Source organism: Brevibacillus borstelensis (assembly GCF_036700025.1).
GTDB lineage: Bacteria > Bacillota > Bacilli > Brevibacillales > Brevibacillaceae > Brevibacillus > Brevibacillus borstelensis.
The window spans coordinates 5,217,499-5,242,304 of record NZ_CP144922.1 but is presented as its reverse complement, the minus strand read 5'-3'; the positions used below and the strand labels follow the sequence as shown (position 1 = coordinate 5,242,304).

23 protein-coding genes and 1 riboswitch are annotated in these 24,806 nt (G+C 51.2%); of the genes, 19 read left to right on the top strand and 4 right to left on the bottom strand.

Annotated elements, in window-relative coordinates; translation table 11 throughout:
- The first annotated feature begins 112 nt into the window (after nucleotides 1-112).
- The 3 genes from V5G20_RS25155 to V5G20_RS25145 all read left to right on the top strand — a co-directional run bounded on the left by V5G20_RS25155 (nucleotide 113) and on the right by V5G20_RS25145 (nucleotide 2,575).
- Complete coding sequence (locus V5G20_RS25155) at nucleotides 113-1,066, top strand: bile acid:sodium symporter family protein (protein ID WP_338462649.1); 954 nt, start codon at nucleotides 113-115, stop codon at nucleotides 1,064-1,066.
- 103 nt (nucleotides 1,067-1,169) lie between these two features.
- A complete protein-coding gene (locus tag V5G20_RS25150) occupies nucleotides 1,170-1,601 on the top strand; it encodes a BrxA/BrxB family bacilliredoxin (RefSeq protein ID WP_003389830.1) in 432 nt (143 codons plus the stop codon).
- A gap of 95 nt (nucleotides 1,602-1,696) precedes the next feature.
- Nucleotides 1,697-2,575, top strand: a complete 879-nt coding sequence (locus tag V5G20_RS25145; RefSeq protein ID WP_338462647.1) for an aldo/keto reductase — start codon at nucleotides 1,697-1,699, stop codon at nucleotides 2,573-2,575.
- 124 nt (nucleotides 2,576-2,699) lie between these two features.
- Here the strand turns inward: V5G20_RS25145 and V5G20_RS25140 are convergent, their stop codons facing one another.
- Nucleotides 2,700-3,941 (bottom strand): MFS transporter, encoded by a 1,242-nt coding sequence (locus tag V5G20_RS25140; protein WP_338462645.1) that lies wholly within the window; start codon nucleotides 3,939-3,941, stop codon nucleotides 2,700-2,702.
- Between the two features lie 218 nt (nucleotides 3,942-4,159).
- Here V5G20_RS25140 and V5G20_RS25135 point away from each other — a divergent pair, with 218 nt between their 5' ends.
- Entirely contained in the window at nucleotides 4,160-5,134 is a 975-nt protein-coding gene (locus V5G20_RS25135; protein WP_194247065.1) for an LCP family protein, read from the top strand.
- A gap of 62 nt (nucleotides 5,135-5,196) precedes the next feature.
- Here V5G20_RS25135 and V5G20_RS25130 read toward each other — a convergent pair whose 3' ends face one another.
- On the bottom strand, nucleotides 5,197-5,472 hold the full coding sequence (locus V5G20_RS25130) for a hypothetical protein (protein WP_227277989.1): 276 nt from the start codon (nucleotides 5,470-5,472) through the stop codon (nucleotides 5,197-5,199).
- Here V5G20_RS25130 and V5G20_RS25125 point away from each other — a divergent pair.
- The 8 genes from V5G20_RS25125 to V5G20_RS25090 all read left to right on the top strand — a co-directional run bounded on the left by V5G20_RS25125 (nucleotide 5,465) and on the right by V5G20_RS25090 (nucleotide 14,878).
- The gene (locus V5G20_RS25125) at nucleotides 5,465-6,670 is read left to right on the top strand and encodes a spore germination protein (RefSeq protein ID WP_228006693.1); all 1,206 of its coding nucleotides are present in this window, start codon (nucleotides 5,465-5,467) and stop codon (nucleotides 6,668-6,670) included. The genes V5G20_RS25130 and V5G20_RS25125 overlap by 8 nt on opposite strands.
- 9 nt (nucleotides 6,671-6,679) lie before the next feature.
- Nucleotides 6,680-7,816, top strand: coding sequence for a GerAB/ArcD/ProY family transporter (locus V5G20_RS25120; RefSeq protein WP_003389824.1), 1,137 nt, complete (start codon nucleotides 6,680-6,682; stop codon nucleotides 7,814-7,816).
- Nucleotides 7,786-8,937 carry a Ger(x)C family spore germination protein gene (locus V5G20_RS25115; protein ID WP_003389823.1) on the top strand — a complete coding sequence of 384 codons (1,152 nt, stop codon included), beginning with the start codon at nucleotides 7,786-7,788 and terminating at the stop codon, nucleotides 8,935-8,937. The genes V5G20_RS25120 and V5G20_RS25115 overlap by 31 nt, the downstream gene beginning before the upstream one ends.
- A 93-nt stretch (nucleotides 8,938-9,030) precedes the next feature.
- Nucleotides 9,031-9,147, top strand: a riboswitch (SAM riboswitch).
- Nucleotides 9,148-9,232: 85 nt separating this feature from the next.
- Nucleotides 9,233-10,246, top strand: a complete 1,014-nt coding sequence (locus V5G20_RS25110; RefSeq protein ID WP_003389822.1) for a methionine ABC transporter ATP-binding protein — start codon at nucleotides 9,233-9,235, stop codon at nucleotides 10,244-10,246.
- A gap of 1 nt (nucleotide 10,247) precedes the next feature.
- Nucleotides 10,248-10,913, top strand: coding sequence for a methionine ABC transporter permease (locus V5G20_RS25105; RefSeq protein ID WP_003389821.1), 666 nt, complete (start codon nucleotides 10,248-10,250; stop codon nucleotides 10,911-10,913).
- A gap of 46 nt (nucleotides 10,914-10,959) precedes the next feature.
- Nucleotides 10,960-11,799: a MetQ/NlpA family ABC transporter substrate-binding protein gene (locus V5G20_RS25100; RefSeq protein ID WP_003389820.1), complete on the top strand. Its 840-nt coding sequence runs from the start codon at nucleotides 10,960-10,962 to the stop codon at nucleotides 11,797-11,799.
- 271 nt (nucleotides 11,800-12,070) lie between these two features.
- Nucleotides 12,071-12,949 carry a pentapeptide repeat-containing protein gene (locus tag V5G20_RS25095; protein ID WP_003389819.1) on the top strand — a complete coding sequence of 293 codons (879 nt, stop codon included), beginning with the start codon at nucleotides 12,071-12,073 and terminating at the stop codon, nucleotides 12,947-12,949.
- Between the two features lie 273 nt (nucleotides 12,950-13,222).
- A complete protein-coding gene (locus V5G20_RS25090) occupies nucleotides 13,223-14,878 on the top strand; it encodes a peptide ABC transporter substrate-binding protein (RefSeq protein WP_024984014.1) in 1,656 nt (551 codons plus the stop codon).
- A 12-nt stretch (nucleotides 14,879-14,890) separates the two neighbouring features.
- Here the strand turns inward: V5G20_RS25090 and V5G20_RS25085 are convergent, their stop codons facing one another.
- Together V5G20_RS25085 and V5G20_RS25080 are read right to left on the bottom strand one after the other, a co-directional pair.
- Nucleotides 14,891-15,037, bottom strand: a complete 147-nt coding sequence (locus V5G20_RS25085) for a hypothetical protein (protein ID WP_227277992.1) — start codon at nucleotides 15,035-15,037, stop codon at nucleotides 14,891-14,893.
- 40 nt (nucleotides 15,038-15,077) lie between these two features.
- A complete protein-coding gene (locus V5G20_RS25080; protein WP_024984015.1) occupies nucleotides 15,078-15,605 on the bottom strand; it encodes a DinB family protein in 528 nt (175 codons plus the stop codon).
- A 156-nt stretch (nucleotides 15,606-15,761) separates the two neighbouring features.
- Between V5G20_RS25080 and V5G20_RS25075 the strand changes: the two genes are divergently transcribed.
- From V5G20_RS25075 to V5G20_RS25045, 7 genes are all read left to right on the top strand, one after another.
- Nucleotides 15,762-17,423: a peptide ABC transporter substrate-binding protein gene (locus V5G20_RS25075; protein WP_227277993.1), complete on the top strand. Its 1,662-nt coding sequence runs from the start codon at nucleotides 15,762-15,764 to the stop codon at nucleotides 17,421-17,423.
- Nucleotides 17,424-17,586: 163 nt separating this feature from the next.
- Entirely contained in the window at nucleotides 17,587-19,218 is a 1,632-nt protein-coding gene (locus tag V5G20_RS25070; RefSeq protein ID WP_003389813.1) for a peptide ABC transporter substrate-binding protein, read from the top strand.
- 218 nt (nucleotides 19,219-19,436) lie between these two features.
- A complete protein-coding gene (locus tag V5G20_RS25065) occupies nucleotides 19,437-20,171 on the top strand; it encodes an NPCBM/NEW2 domain-containing protein (RefSeq protein WP_003389812.1) in 735 nt (244 codons plus the stop codon).
- A 325-nt stretch (nucleotides 20,172-20,496) separates the two neighbouring features.
- Nucleotides 20,497-22,143: a peptide ABC transporter substrate-binding protein gene (locus V5G20_RS25060; RefSeq protein WP_003389811.1), complete on the top strand. Its 1,647-nt coding sequence runs from the start codon at nucleotides 20,497-20,499 to the stop codon at nucleotides 22,141-22,143.
- Between the two features lie 134 nt (nucleotides 22,144-22,277).
- Entirely contained in the window at nucleotides 22,278-22,538 is a 261-nt protein-coding gene (locus V5G20_RS25055; protein ID WP_003389810.1) for a hypothetical protein, read from the top strand.
- A 24-nt stretch (nucleotides 22,539-22,562) separates the two neighbouring features.
- On the top strand, nucleotides 22,563-23,048 hold the full coding sequence (locus V5G20_RS25050) for a hypothetical protein (protein ID WP_327970542.1): 486 nt from the start codon (nucleotides 22,563-22,565) through the stop codon (nucleotides 23,046-23,048).
- Between the two features lie 164 nt (nucleotides 23,049-23,212).
- A complete protein-coding gene (locus tag V5G20_RS25045; RefSeq protein WP_003389808.1) occupies nucleotides 23,213-24,583 on the top strand; it encodes a M28 family peptidase in 1,371 nt (456 codons plus the stop codon).
- Nucleotides 24,584-24,806 lie beyond the last annotated feature (223 nt).

Sequence of the window (24,806 nt, the reverse complement as noted above, 5' to 3'; positions counted from 1 at the left end):
GTTGAAAATGTCATTCAGAATAATTTGACAATAGATGGATTCATTTTTTATGCAACGCTAATGATAATAAATACTAATTTTTTAATTATAGATAAACTAAGGAGTGCTACAAGTGGAATCGTTAGAAAAGTTAAGCAATTTCGTCGGCAGAACATTTGCCATCTGGGTGCTGTTGTTTGCGGCCCTGGCCTTCTTTTCCCCCGACGCATTCAAATGGATCGGAAAGTACATTACGCCGTTGCTCGGCATTATCATGTTCGGTATGGGGTTAACCGTATCGCCGTCCGACTTCCGGGAAGTGTTCCGCCGTCCCAAGGACGTAGCGGTCGGCGTACTCGGACAGTTCCTGATCATGCCGCTGCTCGCTTTCGGCTTGGCGAAGGGATTGCAGCTTCCTCCTGAGATCGCTGTCGGCGTCATCCTCGTCGGCTGCTGCCCGGGCGGTACTGCCTCCAACGTCATGACGTATCTGGCAAAAGGGGATGTCCCGTTGTCTGTAGCGGTTACTTCTGTCACCACGCTGCTGGCGCCAATCGTAACGCCTGCGCTCATCCTGCTGTTTGCAAGCCAATGGGTACCGGTGGATGCGCTGGCCCTGCTCTGGTCCATTCTGCAAATTGTCATCATTCCGATCGTTCTTGGATTTATCGTCAAAACGTTGTTCAAAAAACCGGCGGAAGCGGGAGCAAAGGCACTGCCGCTGGTCTCCACCATCGCCATCGTTGCGATCGTAGCAGCTGTCGTAGCCGGAAGCCAGCAAAAAATCGCGACGACCGGTCTTGCTATTTTCGGCGTCGTCATGCTGCACAACGGTCTCGGACTTCTGATCGGCTACTTGTTTGGAAAACTGTTCGGCATGAACAGAGCAAAACAAAAAGCGATCTCCATCGAGGTCGGCATGCAAAACTCCGGCTTGGGCGTAGCAATCGCCACGGCCCATTTCTCCCCATTGGCTGCAGTTCCGAGCGCGATCTTCAGCGTTTGGCACAACATCTCCGGCCCAATCGTGGCGACGATCTTCAGCCGGATGAAAAACGAACAGCAAAGCCTGGACAAAAACACCTGATCAAGGTGTTTTTGTGTTTTTGCACTTCCGACATTCTCCTTGGGCACAAGAGAGGGTATAATAGGGATAAGTGAATCGTGATCCACAAAGGAGAGAATGCCAAATGATGTCCTATGAGGCATATATGAGCCAAGTCATTCAACCGATGCGTGACGAGCTGACACGTGTAGGTTTTACCGAATTGAAAACGGCGGAAGAAGTTGAAAAAGCCTTTTCAGAAATGAAGGGGACGGCTCTTGTCGTCGTCAACTCCGTATGCGGCTGCGCGGCTGGTCTTGCCCGTCCGGCTGTCGCTTATTCGATCAACCACGAGAAAAAGCCGGACCATCTGTACACGGTCTTCGCGGGCCAAGATAAAGAAGCGACGGCAAAAGCGCGCGAGTACTTCGAAGGCTACCCGCCATCCTCTCCGTCCTTTGCTTTGATGAAAGACGGCAAAATCATGACCATGATTGAGCGCCATCAGATCGAAAACAACGATTTGCCGACCATCGCCAAGCTGCTGACCGACGCATACGACAAATACTGCGGATAACGTGCAGCACATCATAACAGACTGTCAACAAGACGCTCCGAAGGGGGCGTCTTGTTAAATCGTAGCCCCTTTTTCACTTGGAAAGGATGAGAACAATGCTTACCCGTTCGTTTGGACGAGACTCCCACCAGGTTTCCTTGCTTGGCTTTGGCGCCCAGCGGATTGTAGACGAGCATGATTGCACGGAGGAACAGGCGATTGCGATCATCAGGCGCGCTGTAGAGCTCGGGGTCAATTACTTTGATACAGCACCCAGCTACAGCGACGGACAGTCCGAATCGCGGGTCGGGCTGGGCTTGCGCGGATTGCGGGACAAGGTGTGGATCGCCACAAAAACCGGAGGCCGTACGAGGGATCTGGCTTTGCGAGACTTGGAGGGCAGTCTGAAGCGGCTCGGGATAGACTACGTGGATGAATGGCGGGTGCATAACGTCATGCAGCCGCATGATCTGGAAGCCGTTTTTGCCAAAGGCGGGGCGCTGGAAGCGCTGATCGAGGCGCGGGAACAGGGAATGGTCAGAAAGCTCAGCATCAGCGGACATACCGACCCCCGGCTGCTCGCCGAAGCGATCCGCCGTTTTCCGTTTGACAGCGCTTTGGTCGCTCTATCCGCACTTGATCATTTCATCTACAGCTTTGCCCATGAGTTCGTGCCGCTGGCGGTGGAAAGAGGGGTCGCTGTGATCGGCATGAAAGTAATGGCGCTGGGACAGTTGGCCCCCTGGACCGAGCAGGCGCTGCGCTATACGTGGAGCTTGCCTGTATCGACTGCCGTCTTGGGCGTCAGCAAAATGAACGAGCTGGAAGCCGATGTAGCCGCAGCGAATCGTTTTGTTCCGATGACGGACATCGAACGGGTCAGCTTCTTTCAACAGATCATGCCGCTGGTCCGTGCGGATGTGCTGCGCTGGAAAGCAGGCGAATGGATGTCCGGAGAGTGGTACCGGCAGCCGAAGCTGGCGTGGGAAGAGTAGAAGAGAAGCAAGCTTGACTATAAATACACAAAAAAGAACGCGGGATTGTCATTGAACTACTCCTCATTTGTTAGACATATCGAAACAAATGGAGAGGCAGTTTTGATGCCGCGTTCTTTTGCTTTCATGAATCAGTTTTGCCGGAAGCCTCCACACGTCCCTTTCGCTCCCGATGGAACGATGCATGGATCAGACACAGCACGACTGCAGCCGACGAGACTACTGTCGCCAGCGTAAGCGCAGGAACAATCCCGCCCGCGTCGTACATCTGCCCGAAAAAAAGCGGTCCAAGCAAGCGGCCTCCTGATGTAATGGCCCCTACGGCTCCGAGATAAAACGGGGCCGATTCCCCGGTTTTCTCGCTGATAAAAGTCGGGACAGTAGGAGCGATCAGCATTTCTCCAAAGGTCGTAATAATCATACCGATGATAAAAGCCGCATAATTGTCATGAAAGAACAGCATAAACCCGAATCCCCCGCCGTAAGCGATGGCACTGACGACAAGCTGGGAGGACAGATTTTGCTTTACCAGCCTTTTCAACCAGGAGGTGACGGGCTGTCCGGCAAATATGACGATGCCGTTGATCGTCCACAGCCAGCTGTAGGCAGCCAGCGGCATGCCTGACGAGGTGAGGTGGGGAGCGACGCCCGTGTTCCAAACGGTCGTGGAGAAGAAAATGAAGGCAGAACCAAGCGCCATAAACAGGTATATTTGATAACGCAGAAGCAGCCGCATCGAGCCTTGGCTCCGTTTTTCCGTTTTTTCGCTCATCGAGCCGACCAGTTCATCGTGAGACATGTTTCGCATGAAGAAAAAGAAAAAGCCGGCAAAAAGAAACGTGCTCACACTGTTGAACAAAAACGTAAAGTGAAAGGAAATGGCCGCAATCACGCCAGCCAGCGCGGTACCTACGGCCATGCCGAGGTTGTTGCCCACATACACGATGTTGAACAGTTCACGCCGCTGCTCCTTCCAGCGAAAGCCGATAAACGCCTGGATAGCGGGATTCGACACGTTAAACAAAAAGCCAAGACCGATCATAAATCCGATGTATAGATACCAGTTGCCCAAAAGCAGGATTCCGAGCATACAGCAAGCCTGCAGCAGGAGTGAGCCTACGATCAGCCGCTTGGCTCCGACCCGATGAAACAAGGATCCTCCGGTAAATTGACCGACGATGCCTGCCAGCGATTGCAGCATGAGCACAAAACCGGCCTCGGTCATGGAACGGTGCAGCTGGGTATGGACATATAAGGTCGTCAAGGGCCACATAAAGGCACTGCCGGAAGAGTTGAGAAAGCTGGCGGCAAGAAACAGCCAGGCTTCCCGGGGATAGCGGTGGAGCCATGCCCTTGGTGAAATCATGCTGGGCCTCCCCCTTTGCGGTACGTTTTGGAAGTAGTATAGCTGAATTATTAAATATTGTAAATCAAAAAGTTTATAAAGTAGCTGCCATCAGGCAAATAAAGGCTGCCCCATCTCGACGTGATTCGAGTATACTAGACAAAGTGGGAGTTGACCGCATTCAGACAGAAACAAAGGTGGAGTTATGCTTGATTCGTACATTAAAACGACTGTTGTTTATGCTTCTCCTCGTCGTCATTGTGGCAGGAGGTTATTACGGATACGCATTTTATCAGTTTGCTGAAGACATACAAGCGCCCAACGTCATCGAACATCGGCAGGAGCCGGGGGAGACGACCAAGGCAGCGGAGATGCCTGTATGGGATGGAAAGGACCGGGTCAATATTCTCCTCATGGGGGTAGACCGGCGCGGCATGAAGAACAATGGGCTTCCCCGTTCAGACTCCATGATGCTTGTGAGCGTTGACCCGGTGACCAAAAGATACGATTTGTTTTCCATTTTGCGCGATACGTATGTAGAGATACCCGGTCACGGCAGTTCACGCATCAATGCTGCTATCGTAGAGGGCGGACCGGAATTGGCGATGGAAACGGTCAGCCAACTGACGGGTCTTTCCGTTGACAGATATGTCATTACTGATTTTGAAGGCTTCAGGCACCTGATCGATGCTGTCGGCGGTGTGGAGATCGATGTGGAAAAAAACATGCGCTACCGCGACCCGACAGACAAAGGCATGTATGACATCGATCTGAAAAAAGGACTGCAACGGCTTGATGGAACCAAAGCGCTGCAATACGTTCGTTTCCGCCATGACGCTACTTCCGACTACACCCGGACAGAGCGGCAGCGCAAGCTGATGGCTGCTCTTGCCAGCCAGATGAAAAACGGAACGACCCTGATTCAGCTTCCTTCCATTTTAAAACAGATCACTCCATACGTGCAGACGAACATCAGCTCTATGGATATGTTGAAGCTGGCCGGATTGGGGCTTTCGCTGGACACGCAGCAGCCGGGGCAGTATCAGCTGCCGCCGATGGGAACTTTCCGTGAATCTCATCGGGCCGGCTCGGTATTGATTCCCGACGTGGACAAGGTGCAAGCGTTTATTCAGGAAGCGCTGCAGCCTCCGCTCAAAGAAGAAAAAGAGACGTCTTCCATTCCGCAGCAAACAAGCAGCGACACGCAAAGATAAGCGTGTCGTTTTTTTTTGCCATCAATCGGAGAGATTGGGGAAAACTAGCCGTATCCCATGTGTTAGGAGGGGAAGTGGTGGCTTCCGATGTCATCCGTGACTGGTTTTCCCATACAGCAGACCTGATTGTCGAGCATGTTGACGAACAAGAAGGCCGTGTACGGATTTATTTTCTGTCCAGCATGGCTGACAACAAGGTTGTCTACACAAAGGTTTTGCCGGAGCTGAGGCAGCTCGATCTCCAGAACGCAACGATCAGCGAGGTGGAAAATCGGCTCGGTGTCCCGGCCTCTCAGCGGATAATCCCGGCAGGAGCAGGTCATCAACCAGTTGCTCAAGGGTGCCATTTACATTCATGTAAGCGGAGCTCCCTATGGATTGGCGATACCTGCCAGCGGGGTGGCAACACGCAATTTGCAAAGGCCGGAAATCGAGACCAACGTACTTGGCCCGCAAGTAGCGTTCGTTGAAGATCTTGATATGAATCTGTCGATCATTCGCAAATACCTTGCCTCCCCTCAGCTATTTCACGAGCAGCTATGGGTTGGGAAAAGCGTGCCGCAGGAAGTCGCCATCCTGTACATGGAGGGAACGGCGAATCCGGAGCATGTTCAAACCATCCGTCAACGGATACAAGATTTGGAGGTGGATGGACTTGTTGAAGTCAACATTTTGGCTCAGTACATAGCGGACAATGAAATTACCGTTTTTCCCACATTGCTGCAAACGGAGCGGCCGGATCGCGTCTCAAGCGCTTTGCGGAAGGGTCAGGTGGCCATATTGATGCAGGGAAGTCCGTTTGTGCTGCTTGGGCCAACTGCGTTAATCCACTTTTTTGAGTCGCCGGATGACTATTACTTCCGTTGGAGCATTGCCACGTTTAACCGGGTTCTCCGTGTCTCCGCGATGATCGCTTCCCTGCTATTTACACCGCTTTACGTGGCGGCACTCACTTTTCACTACGAAATGATTCCGGCTGATCTCCTTTTGTCACTCGCACAGTCCCGGGCCAGAGTCCCATTTCCGCCTCTGTTTGAAGCTTTGATGATGGAGATTATTATTGAACTCTTGAGAGAAGCAGGGGCAAGGCTTCCTACCAAAGTAGGACAGACGATTGGCATCGTTGGCGGTATCGTGATTGGGCAAGCATCCGTGCAGGCGGGCTTTACCAGCAACATCTTGATTATCATTGTTGCGCTCGGAGCCTTGTCATCCTTTATCGCTCCCAGCTACGTGATCGGCTCTACGATCCGCGTGATTCGCTTTCCCATCATTTTGATGGCGGGGCTGCTTGGTCTGATCGGAATCATGATGGCGGTCAGCTTCCTCATCAGCCATCTCTTGCGGCTGACGAGCTTGGGAAGACCGTACCTCTCCCCGCTTTATCCGGTTCGCCTCATCGACTGGAAAAACAGCTTCATCCGGGCTCCCTTTGCGTTCCTTGCCAAACGTCTCGAGTTTTTTCAAAACGGCAAGCCTTATCGCTACAACAAGCAACGAGCACGCCAAATCCATAATTTTGATGAAGATGAGTAGGGAGGAGCCATGAAGATCAATGTTCAGCCCAAACCAACGACGACCATAGCTCCTTACATGACCGGCTTCGTTGTCATGTCGACGCAAATAGGGGTAGGAATATTAGGCTATCAGCGGGTGGTCGCAGCCGAATCCGGCCATGACGCATGGATTTCCGTAGCCATCGCGGGACTGCTGTCGCATCTTACGATTTGGATCATATGCCGGACACTGAGGCACTACCCGTCCGCAGATTTATTCGGGATACATCGGGATGTGTACGGGAAAATCATCGGCAACCTATTCAGCCTTCTGTACATCCTCTACTTCATCGCAATGGCGATGGTCATCCTGCGGGGGTACATAGAAGTCGTACAATCATGGATTTTTCCAGGGATTCCGATCTGGATACTTGGCTCGATATTGTTATTTCTTGCGATGTACACTGTCCTCGGTGGTATTCGGGTGATTACCGGCTACGCGATCATTTCGGTGTTTATCACGATCTGGCTTTTTTTTGATCTCTACTTCACGTTGGAATACGCCCGCTGGCACTATCTTTTGCCGGTTATGGAGGCAGATTTCAAGCAGCTTCTAAAGGGGGCACTGATCATGGCCTTTACCTCCGTCGGGTATGAAGTGTTGTATTCGATTTACCCCTACGTCGGAGATAAAACGCGTTTGCATCGGCATGCCCAGTGGGGAGCGTTCATTACCAATTTCATCTACGTCGTCCTGATGATCATCTCGCTCATATTCTTCAGCGAAGGCCAGCTCATACGAACGATATGGCCAACGCTGCAGATCAAGACCGTCGTGTATTTCCCGTTTCTGGAGCGGTTCGAGTACCTTGCCATCTCCCTGTGGATGCTGATCATCCTGCCCAACGTCATGCTGTATATGTGGTCCGCCTCCAGGGGGTGCAAAAGAATGTTTGGCTGGAACCAGAAGCGGGTTTTGTACATCATCGGCGCGGTCATCTTTATTGCGATGCAATTTTTTGTCTCGAGACATGCAGCCAATTACATCATCGATCGCATGTCGTACGTTAGCTTGTACATGGCTGTGATTTACCCTTATGTCCTATTGTTGGGAGTTCTGATCAAACGGCGGTGGAACAGGAGGGAGGATTCATCGTGCCGAGATCCGGAAATAAGCGGCTCCTGAGAGCGGGAGCCGTGCTCCTTCTATGTTCTGTTCTGCTCAGCGGCTGTATCAGGACGCAAATTTTTGATGAGCTTGGAATGATTACGGTGGCGGGATATGACCTGTTAAAGGACGGGAACATACGCGGAACGGTGGTGATGCCCTCCATCAATCCCGAGGCTGAAGAAAAAGTGCAGGTGATGTCCGGCATCAGTCTGACGAGCAAGGGCATTCGCGACAAGGCCAACCTGCAGTCAGACAAAGAAGTGCTGGGCGGGCAGCTTCGGGTCGCGATGTACAGCGAGGAGCTGGCCAGAAAAGGGATAGGCAGCATTGTGGACACTCTGTACCGCGACCCCTCGATTGGAAGCCGGGTTTATTTAAGTGTCATTGAGGGCCAAACCTACGATTTGCTGACGTACAAATTCAAAGAGGAAGGCAATATTGGCATTTACCTCTACCAATTGATCCGGCACAACGTAGAGGATGACAAAATTCCGTCTCCTACTCTCCATGAGTTTTACCGCTCCTACTTCAGCGAGGGAATCGACCCTTACGTCCCTTTTCTTGAGAGGAAAGGGGATGAGGTGAGGATCAAAGGCGTGGCTCTGTTTCACAAGGACAAATATGTCGGCTGGATTCCTCCAAAGGAAGCCTTTCACATCAAGCTAGTTCATGATGCTTATCGAGCGGGAACGTACGAAACGTCGGTAGATCCGGAGAGGATGGGGGTAAAGCCGAAAAAGAAGAACACAACCGGCCCTGACATCCAAATGGTATTTGATACGCTGAGCAGCAAGGCCCACGTCGATATTGTCAGTACGAATCCACTGACCTACAAGGTCGATGTGAAAGTACGGACACGCATTCTGGAAATGTCAATACCGTTAAAAATAGAACAACCGGAGGTACTCAGAAAAATGGAGCAGGCCTTGTCTGAAAACATGAAGCAGGATTTGGCCAAGGTCGTCGCCAAAATGCAAAAATGGGAGGTAGACCCCTTTGGGTTCGGGGAATTATACCGGGCAAAATTCCGCGGGGCGCGGAAGCTGTCTCACGATCAGTGGCATGAGATGTACAGGAAGTCCCGCTTCGATTACAACATCGATGTAGAAATTGTCCGCAACGGCGTGTTGGATTAATTGCCCATTGACTTTCTATTTTGGTATAGCATATAATCCGTTTTGTATCATAAAAAGAAATAAAGTTCTTCAAACTAAATATACGTAGAATTCTTCTTATCCAGAGCGGCGGAGGGACAGGCCCTATGAAGCCCGGCAACCGGCTCATCGATTCTGATGGGTGGCGCGGTGCCAATTCCTACAAGATTGTAGAATCTTGACAGATGAGAAGGGTGAATGCGATCGTATAATGCGGTGCAGCCCCTTTTTCGCCTGATGAAAAAGGGGCTGTTGATTGTAATGGGAGGTGAACCGGATGATTCGGTTGCAGAATCTGAAAAAAGACTACATTGTAAAAGGCCATAAAACACCTGCGCTGCGCGGAATTGACCTCTCGATCGAGAAGGGGGAAATTTTCGGCATCATCGGACATTCCGGTGCCGGCAAAAGTACGCTGATTCGCTGCATCAACCTGTTGGAACGTCCGACAGCAGGCAGCGTCATTGTAGACGGGGTTGATCTGACCAAGCTGGATGAAGGCAAGCTCCAGGAACAGCGGCGGCATATCGGAATGATTTTTCAACACTTCAACCTGCTCTCGTCGGCTACAGTCGGGGAGAACGTCGCGTTTCCGCTCAAGCTGGCCAAGCGGCCCAAGGCGGAGATCGACAAAAAGGTGAAGGAAATGCTGGCGTTGGTAGGGCTGGAACAGCACCGCGACAAGTATCCAGCACAATTGTCAGGCGGACAAAAGCAGCGTGTCGGCATTGCCCGGGCGCTGGCGAGCGACCCCAAGGTGCTGCTGTGCGACGAAGCGACATCCGCTTTGGACCCGCAGACGACCAACTCCATTCTGGCGCTTCTTTTGGACATCAACCGGAAGCTGGGCTTGACGATCGTCCTCATTACGCACGAAATGCACGTCATCCGCTCCATTTGCGACCGGGTCGGTGTCATTGACGGAGGGCACATCGTAGAAATGGGCAATGTTCTGGATGTGTTCTTGAAGCCGCAGCATCCGACGACACAGGAGTTCGTGGAGCAAGTAGCAGACTCCAGCGAGCTGCGGGCTGCCGTTGCTCATGAAAAGGCGTCAGGCGAACGGACGATCCTGCGGGTCACGTTCCTCGGAGAACAAACCTACCAGCCGATTCTGTTCCAAACGATGCAGGAAACAGGTACGGTGTTCAGTATCCTGCAAGGAACCATTTCGCGTATGAAAGACACCCCATATGGCCAGCTCGTGATCGAGTTGGGCGGGGATGCGCAGCAGAACAGGAAAGCTGTCGATACGCTTCGTCAGCGCGGCCTGGAAGTGGAGGTGATTTAAAATGGGATTCACGCTTAAAAATATAGACTGGGCGGAAATTTGGAAGGGAACGCAGGATACGTTGACGATGCTTGGCTTTTCCACCTTGTTTACCGTCGTTATCGGGCTGCCGCTGGGCATTTTGCTGTTTCTCACATCCAGAGGCCAGCTTTTGGAGAATCGCGCGTTTTATTCGATCTCATCCTTTGTCGTAAACGTTTTGCGTTCGGTGCCATTCATCATCCTGATGATCCTGCTGATTCCTGTTACCAAAATGCTCGTCGGCACCTCACTCGGGGTAAAGGGCTCGATTCCTCCGTTGGTGATCGGGGCGGCTCCCTTTTTCGCCAGACTGGTGGAGACCTCCCTGCGCGAGGTTGATCGCGGCGTGATTGAAGCGGCGCAATCGATGGGTGCTTCCAACTGGCAAATTATCCGCAGCGTGCTCTTGCCGGAATCCCGTTCGGGGCTGATCGCCGGGATTACGATTACCACGGTGTCGCTCGTGTCCTACACGGCGATGTCCGGGGTCATCGGCGGCGGAGGCTTGGGAGACCTGGCGATCCGCTACGGGTATCAGCGCTTCCAGACAGACGTCATGGTCGTGACGGTATGTATTTTGCTTGTGTTGGTTCAGATCCTGCAGATGGTGGGCGACAGGCTCGTCATCAAGTTCAGCCGGAAGTAGGATCTTGTCCATAGAGAATGTTCAAAATAGAAAGGGGAAATCATCTGTGAAGAAATTGGTCGTATCTGTACTGTCCACTGTACTGGCACTGTCTCTGGCTGCTTGCGGCAGCCAAAATGAATCGGCTCCCGCGCCGTCTGCCGGCGGTTCCCAAGGCGAGCAAAAAGAAGTAACGCTGAAAGTGGGCGCAACGCCGGTCCCGCAGGCTGAGATTTTGAAGTTCGTCGCGCCGAAGCTGAAGGAGCAGGGCGTAATTCTGGAAGTCAAAGAATTTACCGACTACGTTCAACCTAACGTGCAAGTAAATGAAAAGCAGCTGGACGCCAATTTCTTCCAGCACAAGCCGTACCTCGATGATTTCAACAAAGGACAAAACATGAACCTGGTAGAAGTAGTACCTGTTCATATCGAGCCGTTTGGCGCATATTCCAAAAAAGTAAAAAGCGTGGATGAACTCGCTGACGGTGCAACCGTTGCTCTGCCAAACGATGCAACGAACAACGGCCGCGCACTTGCTCTGCTCGAAAAGCAAGGCCTGATCAAGCTGAAAGACGGCGCAGGCATCAGCGGTACTGTAAAAGACATCGTAGAAAACAAGAAAAACCTGCAGTTCAAAGAGGTAGAAGCTGCGATGCTGCCACGCGTCCTGGATGAAGTAGACCTGGCTCTGATCAACACCAACTATGCGCTGGAAGCGAAGCTGGTACCGACCAAAGACGCCCTGTTCATCGAAGACAAGGATTCTCCATATGCAAACTACCTGGTAGCTCGTCCGGACAACAAGGATTCCGAAGCGATCCAGAAGCTGGCGAAAGAGCTGAATACGCCAGAAGTGAAAAAGTTCATCGAAGATACGTATAAAGGAGCAATTGTGCCTGCATTCTAATGCCAGGCTTCAAGCTCTACGATAGGCTTCTTGCTCAAGATATCGAGAGGGTGCCCCACAGTCATTTAGACGTGGGGCACCTTCCTTTTTTAGGAGAAAACAAGCGGAAAATACGGAACGTGAACACCGTACCTGCTCATCCCCCTGGCTCTCCTCCTGTCCGAACCAGGATTGACGGAGAGGATCGTTCAGTACTATCATAACCACAGCCTTGTCTTCAGGCAGGACGATGCAAGCATGGACATACAAAGAAGCGGAAGGAGACAACGCAATGTCCGAGGATCTCGAATATGCAAAAGCGCCCCACGGCAGTAGTCGCCTCAGTCTGCAAGCTGACTGCGAGAACTGCTTCGGCTTGTGCTGTGTCGCGCTGCCCTTCGCTGCTTCGGCAGATTTTGCGATTGACAAACATGCCGGACAGCCCTGTCAAAACCTGCAGGCGGACTTCCGCTGCGGCGTTCACAACAGCCTCAGACAGATGGGCTTTCGAGGCTGCACGGTTTATGACTGCTTTGGCGCGGGACAAAAGGTCTCCCAGGTCACTTACGGAGGACTCGACTGGCGCAAGTCCCCTAAGTCCGCGAAGGAAATGTTTGAAGTGTTTCCGATCATGTGGCAGCTCCATGAGCTGCTCTGGTATTTGTCCGAGGCGCTGACGCTTCGGCCAGCCCGTCCCATCCGGGATGAGCTGAGCCAGGCTCTCGACAAGACAGAGCGCCTCACGAACCTCGATCCAGACTCGATCTTGAAGCTGGACGTGGCAGCACACCGTGCCGATGTCAACAAGCTGCTCTTGCGGACCAGCGAACTTGTGCGAGCCGATTTTTTGCGCTCGCAGAGGGGATCCGCAGGCAAGCGCAAGACGTACAGCCGGGGAGCCGATCTGATCGGAGCCAAACTGAGAGGAGCCGATCTGAGAGCCGCCAATTTGAGAGGAGCCTACCTGATTGCCGCCGATCTCAGAGGAGCTGACCTGAGAGGAGCCGATCTGATCGGGGCTGACTTTCGGGACGCTGACATCAGGGGAGCCGATCTGACGGAAAGCATCTTTCTGACGCAGCCTCAGATCAATGCGGCAAAGGGTGATGCCAGTACAAAGCTGCCGCCGTCCCTTTCCCATCCGATGCACTGGTCCTCACCTGAGGCGTGAAGCGGGAGGGCGACGTTCATTTAAGTGCTGTGGCAAAGGTTCGCAATGCGAAGTATATGAACCCGTTTTATTCCGTGCAAACAAGAATACCGGGAATCTGGCATACAGAATTACCGGTATTTTTTCTTTTTCATATCTATCTTTATATTTTTTTACTAATAGATAAAATATTCGTAAAATTTAATTAAATCTAAACAAAACCCATTCCCAACACGGTATTTTGCAGGTATATTTTGGTTGCATTGCTATTGATAGACAAGGGGGAATTTTCAGATGAAGAAGCAAATCTCAGTACTGGCACTGGGGTTGTCGCTTGTAGTCGGCGCGGCTCTCGCCGGGTGTTCGGCAGGCGGCGGCCAGTCAGCATCCGGGAACAAGTCGGCCCCGAATGCTTCCCAGGAACCGGCACCGGCGGCCAAATCAGGACCGCAAGTGTTTCGGGCCAATTTGACCAGCGAGCCGTCCACAGCGGACCCGGGCCTGGCCAAGGATGCAACCTCCGGGGCGATCGTTCGCGCCACCTTTGACGGCTTGACCCGCCTGGACAAAGACTCCAAGCCGATGAATTCGATCGCAGAGGATGTAAAAATATCCGATGACAGGCTGACGTATACGTTTACCCTGCGAGATGCGAAATGGAGCAATGGCGACCCTGTCACCGCACACGACTTCGAATTCGCCTGGAAGCGCGTGCTCGACCCTAAGCTGGCAGCGGAGTATGCCTACCAGCTCTACTACATCAAAAATGCGGAAAAGGTGCACGCCAACAAACTTGGCCCTGACGAATTGGGCGTAAAAGCCTTGGACGACAAAACGCTGCAGGTCACATTGGAGAATCCGACTCCGTACTTCCTGGAGCTGACCGCTTTTTATACCTACTATCCGGTCAATAAAAAGGTCGTGGAAGCCAATCCGAAGTGGGCCATGGAAGCGGCGACGCATGTGGGGAACGGACCGTTCAAAATGACCGCTTGGGAGCACAAGGCCAAAATTGTGCTGGAGAAAAACGAAAACTACTGGGAGAAGGACGTCGTCAAGCTGGATAAAATCGAGTTCTTCATGATCGAAGACGACAATACGGCGCTCTCCATGTTCGAAAACGATGAACTGGATTGGGCGGGTCAGCCGTTCAACGGACTGCCGACGGACGCCATTCCGGCACTGAAGGAATCGGGCCAACTGGTCGTCCATCCGAAAGCGACCATGTACTGGTACAAGATCAACACCACGAAACCTCCGCTTAACAACGTGAAGATCCGCAAAGCCTTGGCGCTCGCAGTGAATCGGCAGGCCATCGTGGACAACGTGACACAGGTTGGCCAGGTCCCGACGATGGGTCTGTTGCCGCAATCGATGATTCTGAAGCCGGATGGCTATTTCAAAGACAATGATGTTGAAACCGCGAAGAAACTGCTGGAAGAAGGCATGAAGGAGCTGGGCGTGACAAAGCTCCCGCCGATCACCCTTTCCTACAACACGTCTGACCGCCATAAAAAAATCGCCGAGGCCGTTCAGGATCAGTGGAAACAGGCGCTGGGCATCGATGTGAAGCTGTTGAACAAGGAATTCAAGGTCTATCTGCAAGACCTGCACGAGCTCAATTACGACATTGGCCGCCTCGGCTGGAATGCCGACTTCAACGATCCGATCAACTACCTGGAGATGTTCCGCGAAAAGGATACCGGAAACAACGATACAGGCTGGGAAAATAGCCGCTACAAGGAGCTGTTGATCCAATCTGCTACAGCGAAGGACGCCGAGACCCGCAAGCAAATGTTTGCGGAAGCGGAGCAAATCTTTATGGATGAAATGCCGATCATTCCGCTGTTCACTGACGTAGACGTCTGGGTGCAAAAAGAAAAGGTGAAGGGCGTGCAGGTGGACGGTCTCGGATTTGTCGACCTGAAATGGGCAGAGATTAGCGAATAAAGAAAAAGGGCCTTACTGCCAGATCAGCGTCCCGGTCAGAAAACTAAGAATGGCAGTCCAGAACAGGGAAAGCGGGTTCCAGACTGCCATTCTGCCCACCTTCTGCCCACCTTCTGCCCAGCATTCCGCCCACCATTCTGTCTGCCATTCTGCTGCCATTTTGTCCGCCCATCACAGACTTTCCAGATATGATCTCACCCTATTGATGCCTGGCATCCTCCTCGGCTTCCCCGTACCGGCGGCTTTCGTCCTTCGGGATTTGCTCAATCTTCAAGCCGAAAATTTGCGGAGGGTCAATGTGGTTGGCTTGCATATAGGCAGAGAGTTGGCCCCGGTGATGAATCTCGTGTTCTGTCATGGCCATGATCATTCTCCATGCACTGACTTCGTAGCCGAGGACATTTTTCACTTTTCCCTTCAGCATCTCTGGCTCCAACTGGCGAAGACCGGCAAGTACAGTAGCATGACACTGCTCCAAATAGTGAATTGCTTCCGCTAACGTTTTGCCTTTCTCAGGCCCATGCCCATCGTACTTCCATTCATTTTGCGTGATTGCATGGAAAAACATGAGCTCGGCTGAGCCCAGATGCCGAATGATATCGCCGATCGAAAACTTGCCCTCGTCGGGACGCCAGTCGATTACCCCTTCAGGCAACTGTCCCAGATACTTCAAAGTTCGCTTCCGCACGCCTTCAAAATGGGAGATCAGTTCTTCTTTCTCCAGCATGTAATTCATCCTCCAAACGGCAGAGTAACATCCTTTGCACTTCCATTTTATATAAAATATTCTAAAAATTCATTAAATAAACGCGATACCGGTCTCGAATTTACTATCGCTTGCGTATCGTTTAAGCAAAAGATAACGATTAGGGGGAAGTCCATCATGAAAAAAAGGATAGGCGCTCTTTTGACCGGCATGGTCCTGGTATTGACGACAGTGCTCGCAGGCTGTACTGGCGGAGGGGGAGAATCCGCTGACACCGGGCAGCCGCAGCCATCTGCAGGTCAGACCAACCAGAATACACCTGCTCCATCAACTGAACCTAGCGTTTTTCGTGCGAACCTGCACAGCGAACCGTCGACAGCCGATCCGGGGCTGGCAAAGGATACGACATCGGGTACCGTGGTACGGGCGACATTTGACGGGTTGACTCGTCTGGATCAAAATGCCAAGCCGATGAACTCCATGGCCGAAGAGGTGAAAATCTCGGAGGATGGCCTGACGTACACCTTTACGCTGCGCGATGCCCTCTGGAGCAACGGCGATCCAGTCAAGGCAAGCGACTTTGCTTTCGCCTGGAAGCGGGCGCTCGATCCGAAGCTGGCTTCCGAGTACGCCTATCAGCTCTACTACATCAAAAATGCGCAAAAGATAAATGCAGGGCAGGCTTCGCCGGATGAGCTGGGCGCAAAAGCTTTGGACGACAAGACACTGCAGGTCACGCTGGAAAATCCGACTCCTTTTTTCCTGGAGCTGACAGCCTTTTACACCTATTATCCAGTCAATCAAAAGGTGGTGGAGGCAAATCCGGATTGGGCGCTGGAAGCAGCCACGCACGTTGGAAACGGCCCTTTTAAAATGACAGCCTGGGAGCACAAGAGCAAAATGGTGCTCGAAAAGAACGAAAACTACTGGGACAAAGAAGCGGTGAAGCTGGACCGCATCGAATTTGCCATGATCGAGGATGACAACACGGAGCTGGCAATGTTTGAAAAGGGCGAGCTCGACTGGGCAGGGCAGCCACTCGGCGGACTCCCGACCGATGCGATTCCCTCGTTGAAAGAATCGGGCAAACTGGTGATCCATCCGCAGGCATCGATGTACTGGTACAAACTGAATACGACCAAGCCGCCGCTCAATAACGCCAAAATCCGCAAAGCGCTCGCCTATGCGATCAATCGGCAGGATATCGTGGATAACGTCACCCAGGTAGGACAGGTGCCGACGATGGGAATACTGCCACAGACCATGATCTTGAAGCCGGATGGGTACTTCAAGGACAATGATGTAGAAACGGCCAAAAAGCTGTTGGCAGAAGGACTGCAAGAACTGGGGCTAAGCAAGCTTCCTGTTCTGACACTTTCCTACAATACGACCGATCGTCACAAGAAAATCGCCGAGGCCCTTCAGGATCAATGGAAGAAAGGGCTGGGGATCGAGGTCAGGCTGCAAAACAAGGAGTTTAAGGTCCACCAGCAGGACTTGCACGAGCTCAATTTTGAAATCGGGCGAATTGGCTGGAGCGCCGACTTCAATGACCCGATCAACTACATGGAAATGTATCGCGACAAAGACGGCGGGAACAACGACACCGGGTGGGAGAATGCCAGATACAAACAGCTGATCAGGCAGGCTGCAGCGGAGCTGGACCCGGAGAAGCGGAAGCAAATGTTTGCTGAGGCTGAACAAATTATTATGGATGAGATGCCGGTCATACCGATGTTCACGGATGTGGATGTCTGGGTGCAAAACGACAAGGTAAAAGGCGTCCAGGTTGATCCGCTTGGTTTTATCGACCTGAAATGGGCTGAAATCGTGACGTGAAATGTCAGAACCGTTCCAAAAATGGGACGGTTTTTATTTTCTTTTACGTAAATAAATGTTTAAATAAAGTAAAATTAAACTTAGTTAAAATCGCTTCAATATTACTAAAAGTACGGTATATTAAATGAGGTGAGTTATAGGTTATAAGGGGGTAACAAATCGTATGAAGAAAAGTGTATTTGCAGCAATGAGTTCTATTCTCGTACTGAGTGCGGCGCTGGCCGGTTGCGGCGGCGGCGACAAGGCAGCTGACAATGCCCAAGGAAATACAACAACGAAAGAAGAGAGCACAGGTCCAAAGGTTCTGCGCTTGAACCTCCACTCTGAGCCGCCTACAGCAGATCCTGCATTGGCTGAAGATTCTACCTCTGGTGCACTGCTGCGCGCTACCTTCGACGGTCTGACCCGTATCGGCGAAGACGGAAAGCCGCATGAATCCGTAGCAGAAAAAATCGACATTTCCGAAGATGGACTTACCTATACATTCCACCTGCGCGACTCCAAGTGGAGCAATGGCGACCCGGTTACCGCCCACGACTTCGAGTACGCTTGGAAGCACGCGCTGGAGCCTTCCGTAGCAGCCAACTACGCCTACCAACTGTACTACATCAAAAATGCTCAAGCATTTAACACCAATAAAGCAAAAGCGGAAGATGTCGGCGTAAAAGCGCTGGATGACAAAACGCTGGAAGTGAAGCTGGAGAACCCGACTCCGTTCTTCCTGGAGCTGACCGCTTTCTACACATACTACCCGGTTAACAAGAAAGTAGCCGAGGCAGATCCGAAATGGGCGACCGAAGCGAAGACTCACGTGGGCAACGGTCCGTTCAAAATGGAAACGTGGGAGCACAAGAGCAAGCTGGTTCTCGTGAAAAACGAAAACTACTGGGATAAAGATGCAGTAAAGCTGGACAAGATCGACTTCTCCATGGTTGAGGACGAAAATACCGAGCTGTCCATGTTTGACAACGGCGATCTCGACTGGGCCGGCGCACCGCTGAGCGCGCTTCCGACAGACGCGATCCCTGCGCTGAAAGAATCCGGCAAGATGCAAGTGCATGCCATCGCCGGTACCTATTTGTACAAATTCAATACGGAGCAAGCGCCATTTAACAATGCAAAAATCCGTAAAGCGTTTGCCTATGCGATCGATCGTCAATCCATCGTTGACAACGTGACTCAGGCAAACCAACAACCGGCTATGGGTCTCGTGCCGCCGACAATGGCTGTAGCGTCTGAGCCTTACTTCAAGGACAACGACATCGAAACTGCGAAAAAGCTGCTGGAAGAAGGCATGAAAGAAGAAGGCCTGACCAAGCTGCCGACTATCACGCTCTCTTACAACACCTCCGAAGGTCACAAAAAGATCGCGGAAGCTGTTCAAGACCAGTGGAAAAAAGCGTTTGGCATCGATGTCAAACTGGAAAACAAAGAGTGGAAAGTATACCTGGACGACCTGCACCAAGGAAAGTTCATGATCGGACGTTCCAGCTGGAGCGGAGACTTCAACGACCCGATCAACTTCCTGGAGCTGTTCAAGTTCAAAAACGGCGGAAACAACGATACGAAATGGGAAAATCCGAAGTTCCAAGAGCTGCTGAACCAATCCGCACTGGAGAAGGACGAAGCGAAACGCAAGCAAATCCTTGCAGATGCCGAGAAAATCTTCATGGACGAAATGCCGGCAGCACCGATTTACTACTACACACACTCCTACGTGAAAAACGACAAGGTAAAAGGTGTCGTACTCGACGGTCTCGGCTTTGTCGACTACAAGTGGGCAACAATCGAATAATCGCTCCGACTGGATCTGTCTGGTCTGAGATCAAAAAAGAAGGGCCGAGCGTCCTTCTTTTTTATTGTCCAAAGCGGCAATTTGTCGTTTTAGGAGGATAGTCTCGGGAAAGCATTGAAAAAATGTCGAAAAAATCCACCCTTTGACTCACCGCCAAATACAGCAAGTAGTGTTATGATCTGGGTAGATTTGGCAAGATATAGGGGGAGAAAGTAATCGTGAAGAAAAAGTCGAAATTGGGATTTTTGTCAGGATTTCTGTTGGGGTCCATCTTCTTTTCCAGCCTGACCTATGCAGCTACGCAATCTATTCCGGTCGATTTCAAGCCGATCAAGTTCATGGTAGACGGCAAGCTGCGTGAGACCAACGACGCGTTTTTATATAAGGGAGTACCTTATGCGCCGGTCGCATTTGTAGGTACAGCCGCAGGCAAAAATGTCTCATGGGATGCAAATGCAAGTACGGTGACGATCGGCGGCCCCGCGGCATCAGTCGGAAGCGAGACGAGATTGTCCTCACTGAAGTATTCCATGCCGTATGGACTGATTAACACAAAATCCTATGTCGACAACTGGGATAAGGGCTCTTTTTCAGCAGGGGGAACGGTTTACGATCACGGATTGGGTTATACGAATGTCGATAAGATCGCAAATGACAAGCTGCCCAACACGACCAGACAAGTGTTTAAAATCGAGCTGAATGGAAAATACAAAGCGCTGTCCGGTGTTGTAGCAGCAGATGACAATTCGCCGAATAAAACGGATTTGATCATCTGGAGGATCAAGGGAGACGGAAAAGTTCTTTTCGACAGCGAAAGAATGAAGGCTGGACAGAGCCAGTTAATCAATGTAAATGTAGCGGGCGTCAAAACCTTGGAGTTGGAAATTCGCAAGGTAGCCGGCAATGATAAAAAAGAAATTCACGCCTTTATCGGCAACGCGCTGTTAAAGTAGAGGGTTTACGACAACACAGCAATTGCTGCTAAAAAGCAGACTCTTTTGTTGCGTGCAAATCGCAGCGAAAGCGGTCTGCTTTTTTCTGTATCTCCAGCTTTTTCTCAATAGATTTGCCAATTCATTGGCTGTTTTCACGGAAATATTCCCAGCCGATACCGTTGCTGCTTCGGATCGTTCATTTTTGATCAATAAATATTTTTTTATTAATTTATAAATTTCTTTATAAACAAATAAAATTTTATTAAATCAATCTAAAACTTATTTAAAAAGAATATAAAAGGATGTATATTGATTAAAGATTTAGACAAGGGGGACAAGTGGCATGAAAAAGAATATTTTTGTAGCAATGAGTTCCATTCTCGTGCTTGGCGCTGCACTTGCAGGCTGCGGCGGCGGAAATACCGCTCAACCGGCTGACGGACAAAAGCCAGCAGAAAACCCGCAAGCGGCTGCTCCGGAAAAAACCGGTCCGAAAGTTCTGAAATTGAACCTTCATTCCGAACCGCCTACGGCTGACCCTGGCCTCTCTGAGGATACGACTTCCGCAGCGATCATCCGTGCGACCTTTGACGGTCTGACTCGTGTTGGCGCAGACGGACAACCTCATGAATCAGTGGCAGAAAAGATTGAAATATCTGAGGATGGCTTGACCTATACATTTAAACTTCGCGATTCCAAGTGGAGCAATGGCGATCCATTGACCGCAAAGGATTTTGAATACGCGTGGAAACGAGCGCTCGATCCGAAGACTGCTTCCAACTACGCATACCAGCTCTACTATGTGAAAAACGGGGAAGCGTTCAACAAAGGAAAAGTTGGCGCCGATGAAGTAGGCGTAAAAGCGCTCGACGAAAAAACACTGGAAGTAAAGCTGGAGAACCCGACTCCGTTCTTCCTGGAGCTGACGGCATTCCCGACCTACTTCCCGGTTAACCAGAAAGTAGTCGAAGCGGATGCAAAATGGGCTGGAGAAGCAAAAACCCACGTGGGTAACGGTCCGTACAAAATGGAATCCTGGGAGCACAAGAACAAGCTGGTTCTCGTGAAAAACGAAAACTACTGGGATAAAGACAGCGTAAAACTGGACAAAATCGAGTTTGCGATGGTAGAGGACGAGAATACCGAGTTGTCCATGTTTGACAACGGTGAAATTGACTGGGCAGGTTCTCCGACCAGCGCTCTGCCTACCGATGCGATTCCTGCATTGAAAGAGTCTGGCAAAATGAAAACCCAGCCGATCGCGGGTACGTACTGGTACAAGTTCAACACGGAAAAGCCGCCGTTTAACAACGTAAAAATCCGTAAAGCGTTTGCTTACGCGATCGACCGTCAATCACTGATCGATAACATCCTGCAAACCGGTCAGCTTCCGGCGATGGGCGCTCTGCCAATGTCGATGGCTGTCAACAAAGACGGCTACTTCAAAGACAACGATGTAGAGACAGCGAAAAAGCTGCTCGAAGAAGGTCTGAAAGAGCTCGGCATGAGCAAGCTGCCACCGATCACCCTGTCCTACAATACGTCCGAAGGTCACAAGAAGATTGCAGAGGCAATCCAGGACCAATGGAAAAAGAATCTCGGCGTAGATGTCAAACTGGAAAACAAAGAGTGGAAAGTATATATCGAAGACTTGCATCAAGGAAACTACCAGGTAGGCCGCATGGGCTGGCTGGGTGACTTCAACGATCCGATCAACTTCCTGGAGCTGTACAAGGAAAAAGACGGCGGCAACAACGATACTCGTTGGGAAAATGCGCAGTACAAGGAACTGCTGAACAAATCCGCAACCATCCAAAATCACGAGGAACGTTTGAAGGTTCTCGGCGAAGCTGAAAAAATCCTGATGGACGAAATGCCGATCATGCCGATCTACTTCTATACCCAATCCTGGGTACAAAAGGACAACGTCAAAGGCGTAGTTATTTCCGGTCTCGGCGACGTCGACTGGAAATGGGCAGATGTCGAATAAAAGATTTCCAAATAAAAAGAGGGCACAGGCGTGCTCTCTTCTTTTTTTTGCAACCATGGACAAATGACCAAACCCCCAGCCCTCCGCAAACATAGAGTAAAAAGGAGTACCACCACTTTGGGAGGGAAAAGCGCGTGGATATTGGAAAACTGCTCGGCATTGTCAAATCGATTCCAAAAGATAAGCTCAAGACAGACGCAGGTCTGAAGGAGGTCATCCGTGAACTCGGCAAAAAGTCGGGCAAGAAATTTTCCGACCAGGAGCTGAACAGCTACGTGTCCCAGTTCCGGAAAATGGCCAAAACGGAGAACGTCGGCAGCCTGATGAACAAGCTGGCGCAAAAAGGCGTCAATCCCAACGATCTCGGTGCCTTAAAGAAGAAATTCAAGAAATAACGACGGTGCAAAAGGAAGGGGGAGGTGGGTACGATCGCTGCAAAAACAAAGGCAAAGCAAAAACCAAAGAACAGCTTTTCACAAGCGAAAATGGCAGAAGCGATCCATCGAATCGCTGAAGCTCATACGACAAGCAACGAGCAAGTGATGCGCGAGATGCATCAGGTACGCCAGGAAATCCAGGAAATGAAAGCTACGCTGGACCGTTTGAAAGTGAGGCAGCCCTCACAGAGGCGAAGAGGGGGACTGTTTGGCAGGAGGCGTTCCATTCCCGTTGAACTGGAACCGCCAAAGCCAAAGCCCGCACTGCCTTTGGAAGACCTGCTGCCGCTCTTGCCCCAATTGGGAAATGTTATTCCCCAGCTGAAGAATCCCAAGGTGGCCGAATCGGTGAAGGTGTTGTCCAACCCGGCTGTAATCGCCATGATTCAACAATTTCTGACAAACGGCGGTTTAAAAGGCAGGACTGTCACACCCGTAAGTCGCAGGGAAAGAAGAATTTGGGGATAGCGAAAGAGACGTTCGAACTAAGAACGTCTCTTTTTTTTGCAAAAAGCGGCTATTTTTATGTCGGATGTTGCGTGAAATTGTCTGACGATTCAGTCTACACATTTTGCGCAATAGCCAAGATAATGGACATAGTTCGTGAATTCATTACCACAAGGAGGAGAATTATGCTGAAACACAAGGTCATTCCGATTGCTTTACTGGCAAGTTTGGCATGCAGTCTCCCTGTTTATGCGGCACCGCATCCGTCTGATGGCGCTTTTGACAACAAAATTGTAAAGCGAATCAAGGTTGACAACATTTATGAGACAATCGACTACCTTTCCAAGCAGCCCCGGGTAGCCGGGACAAAAGCGGAGCATGATGCTGCCAAATACATCGAGAAACAGTTCAAATCTTATGGGTATGATACCGAACTGCAGCCATTTGAGTTTTCCAGCTACAAGGAGCCGGACCGGGTATCCTTGTCTGTCAGCGGCTATGAAGATACCGAATGGGAATTGGGCAACTTTACATACGGAGTGAGCGGACAAGCCTCCGGGGAATTGGTGTATGCAGGCTTGGGCCGCGAGAGCGATCTGGAAGGCGTGGACTTGACCGGGAAAATCGCTCTCATCCAGCGCGGCGAAATCAGCTTCGGTGACAAGGTGTTGAATGCCGCTCGGGCAGGAGCTGAGGCCGTACTCCTGTTTAACAACAGCTCAGGGGTGATCAACGGCACGCTTGGAGGTCCAAACGACGACTTCGTTCCTGTGTTGGCCCTGACCAAGGCACAGGGGGAGGAGCTGCTTGCAAAATTGGAAGCGGGCGAGTCCTTGACCGCTGCTGTCGAGGTAGAGGGAGCAAGGATCGAGGACAGCACCTCCTACAATGTAATCGCCACGAAAAAGCCGGACAAGAAGAAAAGCACGGGTCAGATCATTGTGGTGGGAGCCCATCACGATTCTGTTGAGGGTGCCCCTGGAGCCAATGACGATGCCTCCGGTACGGCGACTACACTGGAGCTCGCCAGAGTGATGGCCAACATGCCGATCGATACGGAACTCCGTTTTGTTACGTTTGGAGCGGAGGAGAATGGGCTGCTCGGGTCTTACGCCTACGTGGAGTCTCTGTCAGAAGAAGAGATCGAAAGCACGGTCGGCATGTTCCAGATGGACATGGTCGGCAGCCGCGATGCAGGCAAGCTGATCATGTACACAGTGGATGGCGAGAAAAACATCGTCACCGACCTGGGTGCAGCGGCCGGATCACGCCTGTCGGAAACCGTTAACTATGGACGGGAAGGCCGCAGCGACCACGTTCCGTTTGCTGAGGTAGGCATCCCGGCAGCGCTCTTCATCCACGCTCCGGTTGAGCCATGGTATCATACGCCAGAGGACAGCATTGACAAGATCAGCAAGGACAAGCTCCAGGAGGTAGCGGAAATCGTGGGAGCAGCCGTTTACCAGATTGCCCGCCCAGATACGCCTGCCCTGGAAAACGCCCGGGTCGCTCCGAAAAAGGTTGAGTATGATTTCGAGGAAAGAGAGCTCGAATAGGTAGATGACTCGTCGCATCAGGCTGCCGGAATCTTTCGGCAGCCTTGTTTCGTCTAATCGATGACTGCTTTTGCCGTTCAGCAGTCGAATTGACGATGGAGAGGATTTGTTCGTCTCTTTCCGAAAAGGGATCTGTTCCCGTTTCGGGAATATGAATAGAAGAAAAACACGTTTTTGGCTTCAAATATTTGCGGGACAACCAGGTCGAAAAATAATCAAGGAA

Excerpts from the sequence above, each read along its gene's own strand:
- V5G20_RS25150 (WP_003389830.1), top strand. The coding sequence starts at position 1,170 with ATGATGTCCTATGAGGCATATATGAGCCAAGTCATTCAACCGATGCGT.
- V5G20_RS25145 (WP_338462647.1), top strand. The coding sequence starts at position 1,697 with ATGCTTACCCGTTCGTTTGGACGAGACTCCCACCAGGTTTCCTTGCTT.
- V5G20_RS25140 (WP_338462645.1), bottom strand. The coding sequence starts at position 3,941 with ATGATTTCACCAAGGGCATGGCTCCACCGCTATCCCCGGGAAGCCTGG.
- V5G20_RS25135 (WP_194247065.1), top strand. The coding sequence starts at position 4,160 with ATGCTTCTCCTCGTCGTCATTGTGGCAGGAGGTTATTACGGATACGCA.
- V5G20_RS25120 (WP_003389824.1), top strand. The coding sequence starts at position 6,680 with ATGAAGATCAATGTTCAGCCCAAACCAACGACGACCATAGCTCCTTAC.
- V5G20_RS25110 (WP_003389822.1), top strand. The coding sequence starts at position 9,233 with ATGATTCGGTTGCAGAATCTGAAAAAAGACTACATTGTAAAAGGCCAT.
- V5G20_RS25105 (WP_003389821.1), top strand. The coding sequence starts at position 10,248 with ATGGGATTCACGCTTAAAAATATAGACTGGGCGGAAATTTGGAAGGGA.
- V5G20_RS25095 (WP_003389819.1), top strand. The coding sequence starts at position 12,071 with ATGTCCGAGGATCTCGAATATGCAAAAGCGCCCCACGGCAGTAGTCGC.
- V5G20_RS25090 (WP_024984014.1), top strand. The coding sequence starts at position 13,223 with ATGAAGAAGCAAATCTCAGTACTGGCACTGGGGTTGTCGCTTGTAGTC.
- V5G20_RS25085 (WP_227277992.1), bottom strand. The coding sequence starts at position 15,037 with ATGGCAGCAGAATGGCAGACAGAATGGTGGGCGGAATGCTGGGCAGAA.
- V5G20_RS25080 (WP_024984015.1), bottom strand. The coding sequence starts at position 15,605 with ATGCTGGAGAAAGAAGAACTGATCTCCCATTTTGAAGGCGTGCGGAAG.
- V5G20_RS25075 (WP_227277993.1), top strand. The coding sequence starts at position 15,762 with ATGAAAAAAAGGATAGGCGCTCTTTTGACCGGCATGGTCCTGGTATTG.
- V5G20_RS25070 (WP_003389813.1), top strand. The coding sequence starts at position 17,587 with ATGAAGAAAAGTGTATTTGCAGCAATGAGTTCTATTCTCGTACTGAGT.
- V5G20_RS25060 (WP_003389811.1), top strand. The coding sequence starts at position 20,497 with ATGAAAAAGAATATTTTTGTAGCAATGAGTTCCATTCTCGTGCTTGGC.
- V5G20_RS25045 (WP_003389808.1), top strand. The coding sequence starts at position 23,213 with ATGCTGAAACACAAGGTCATTCCGATTGCTTTACTGGCAAGTTTGGCA.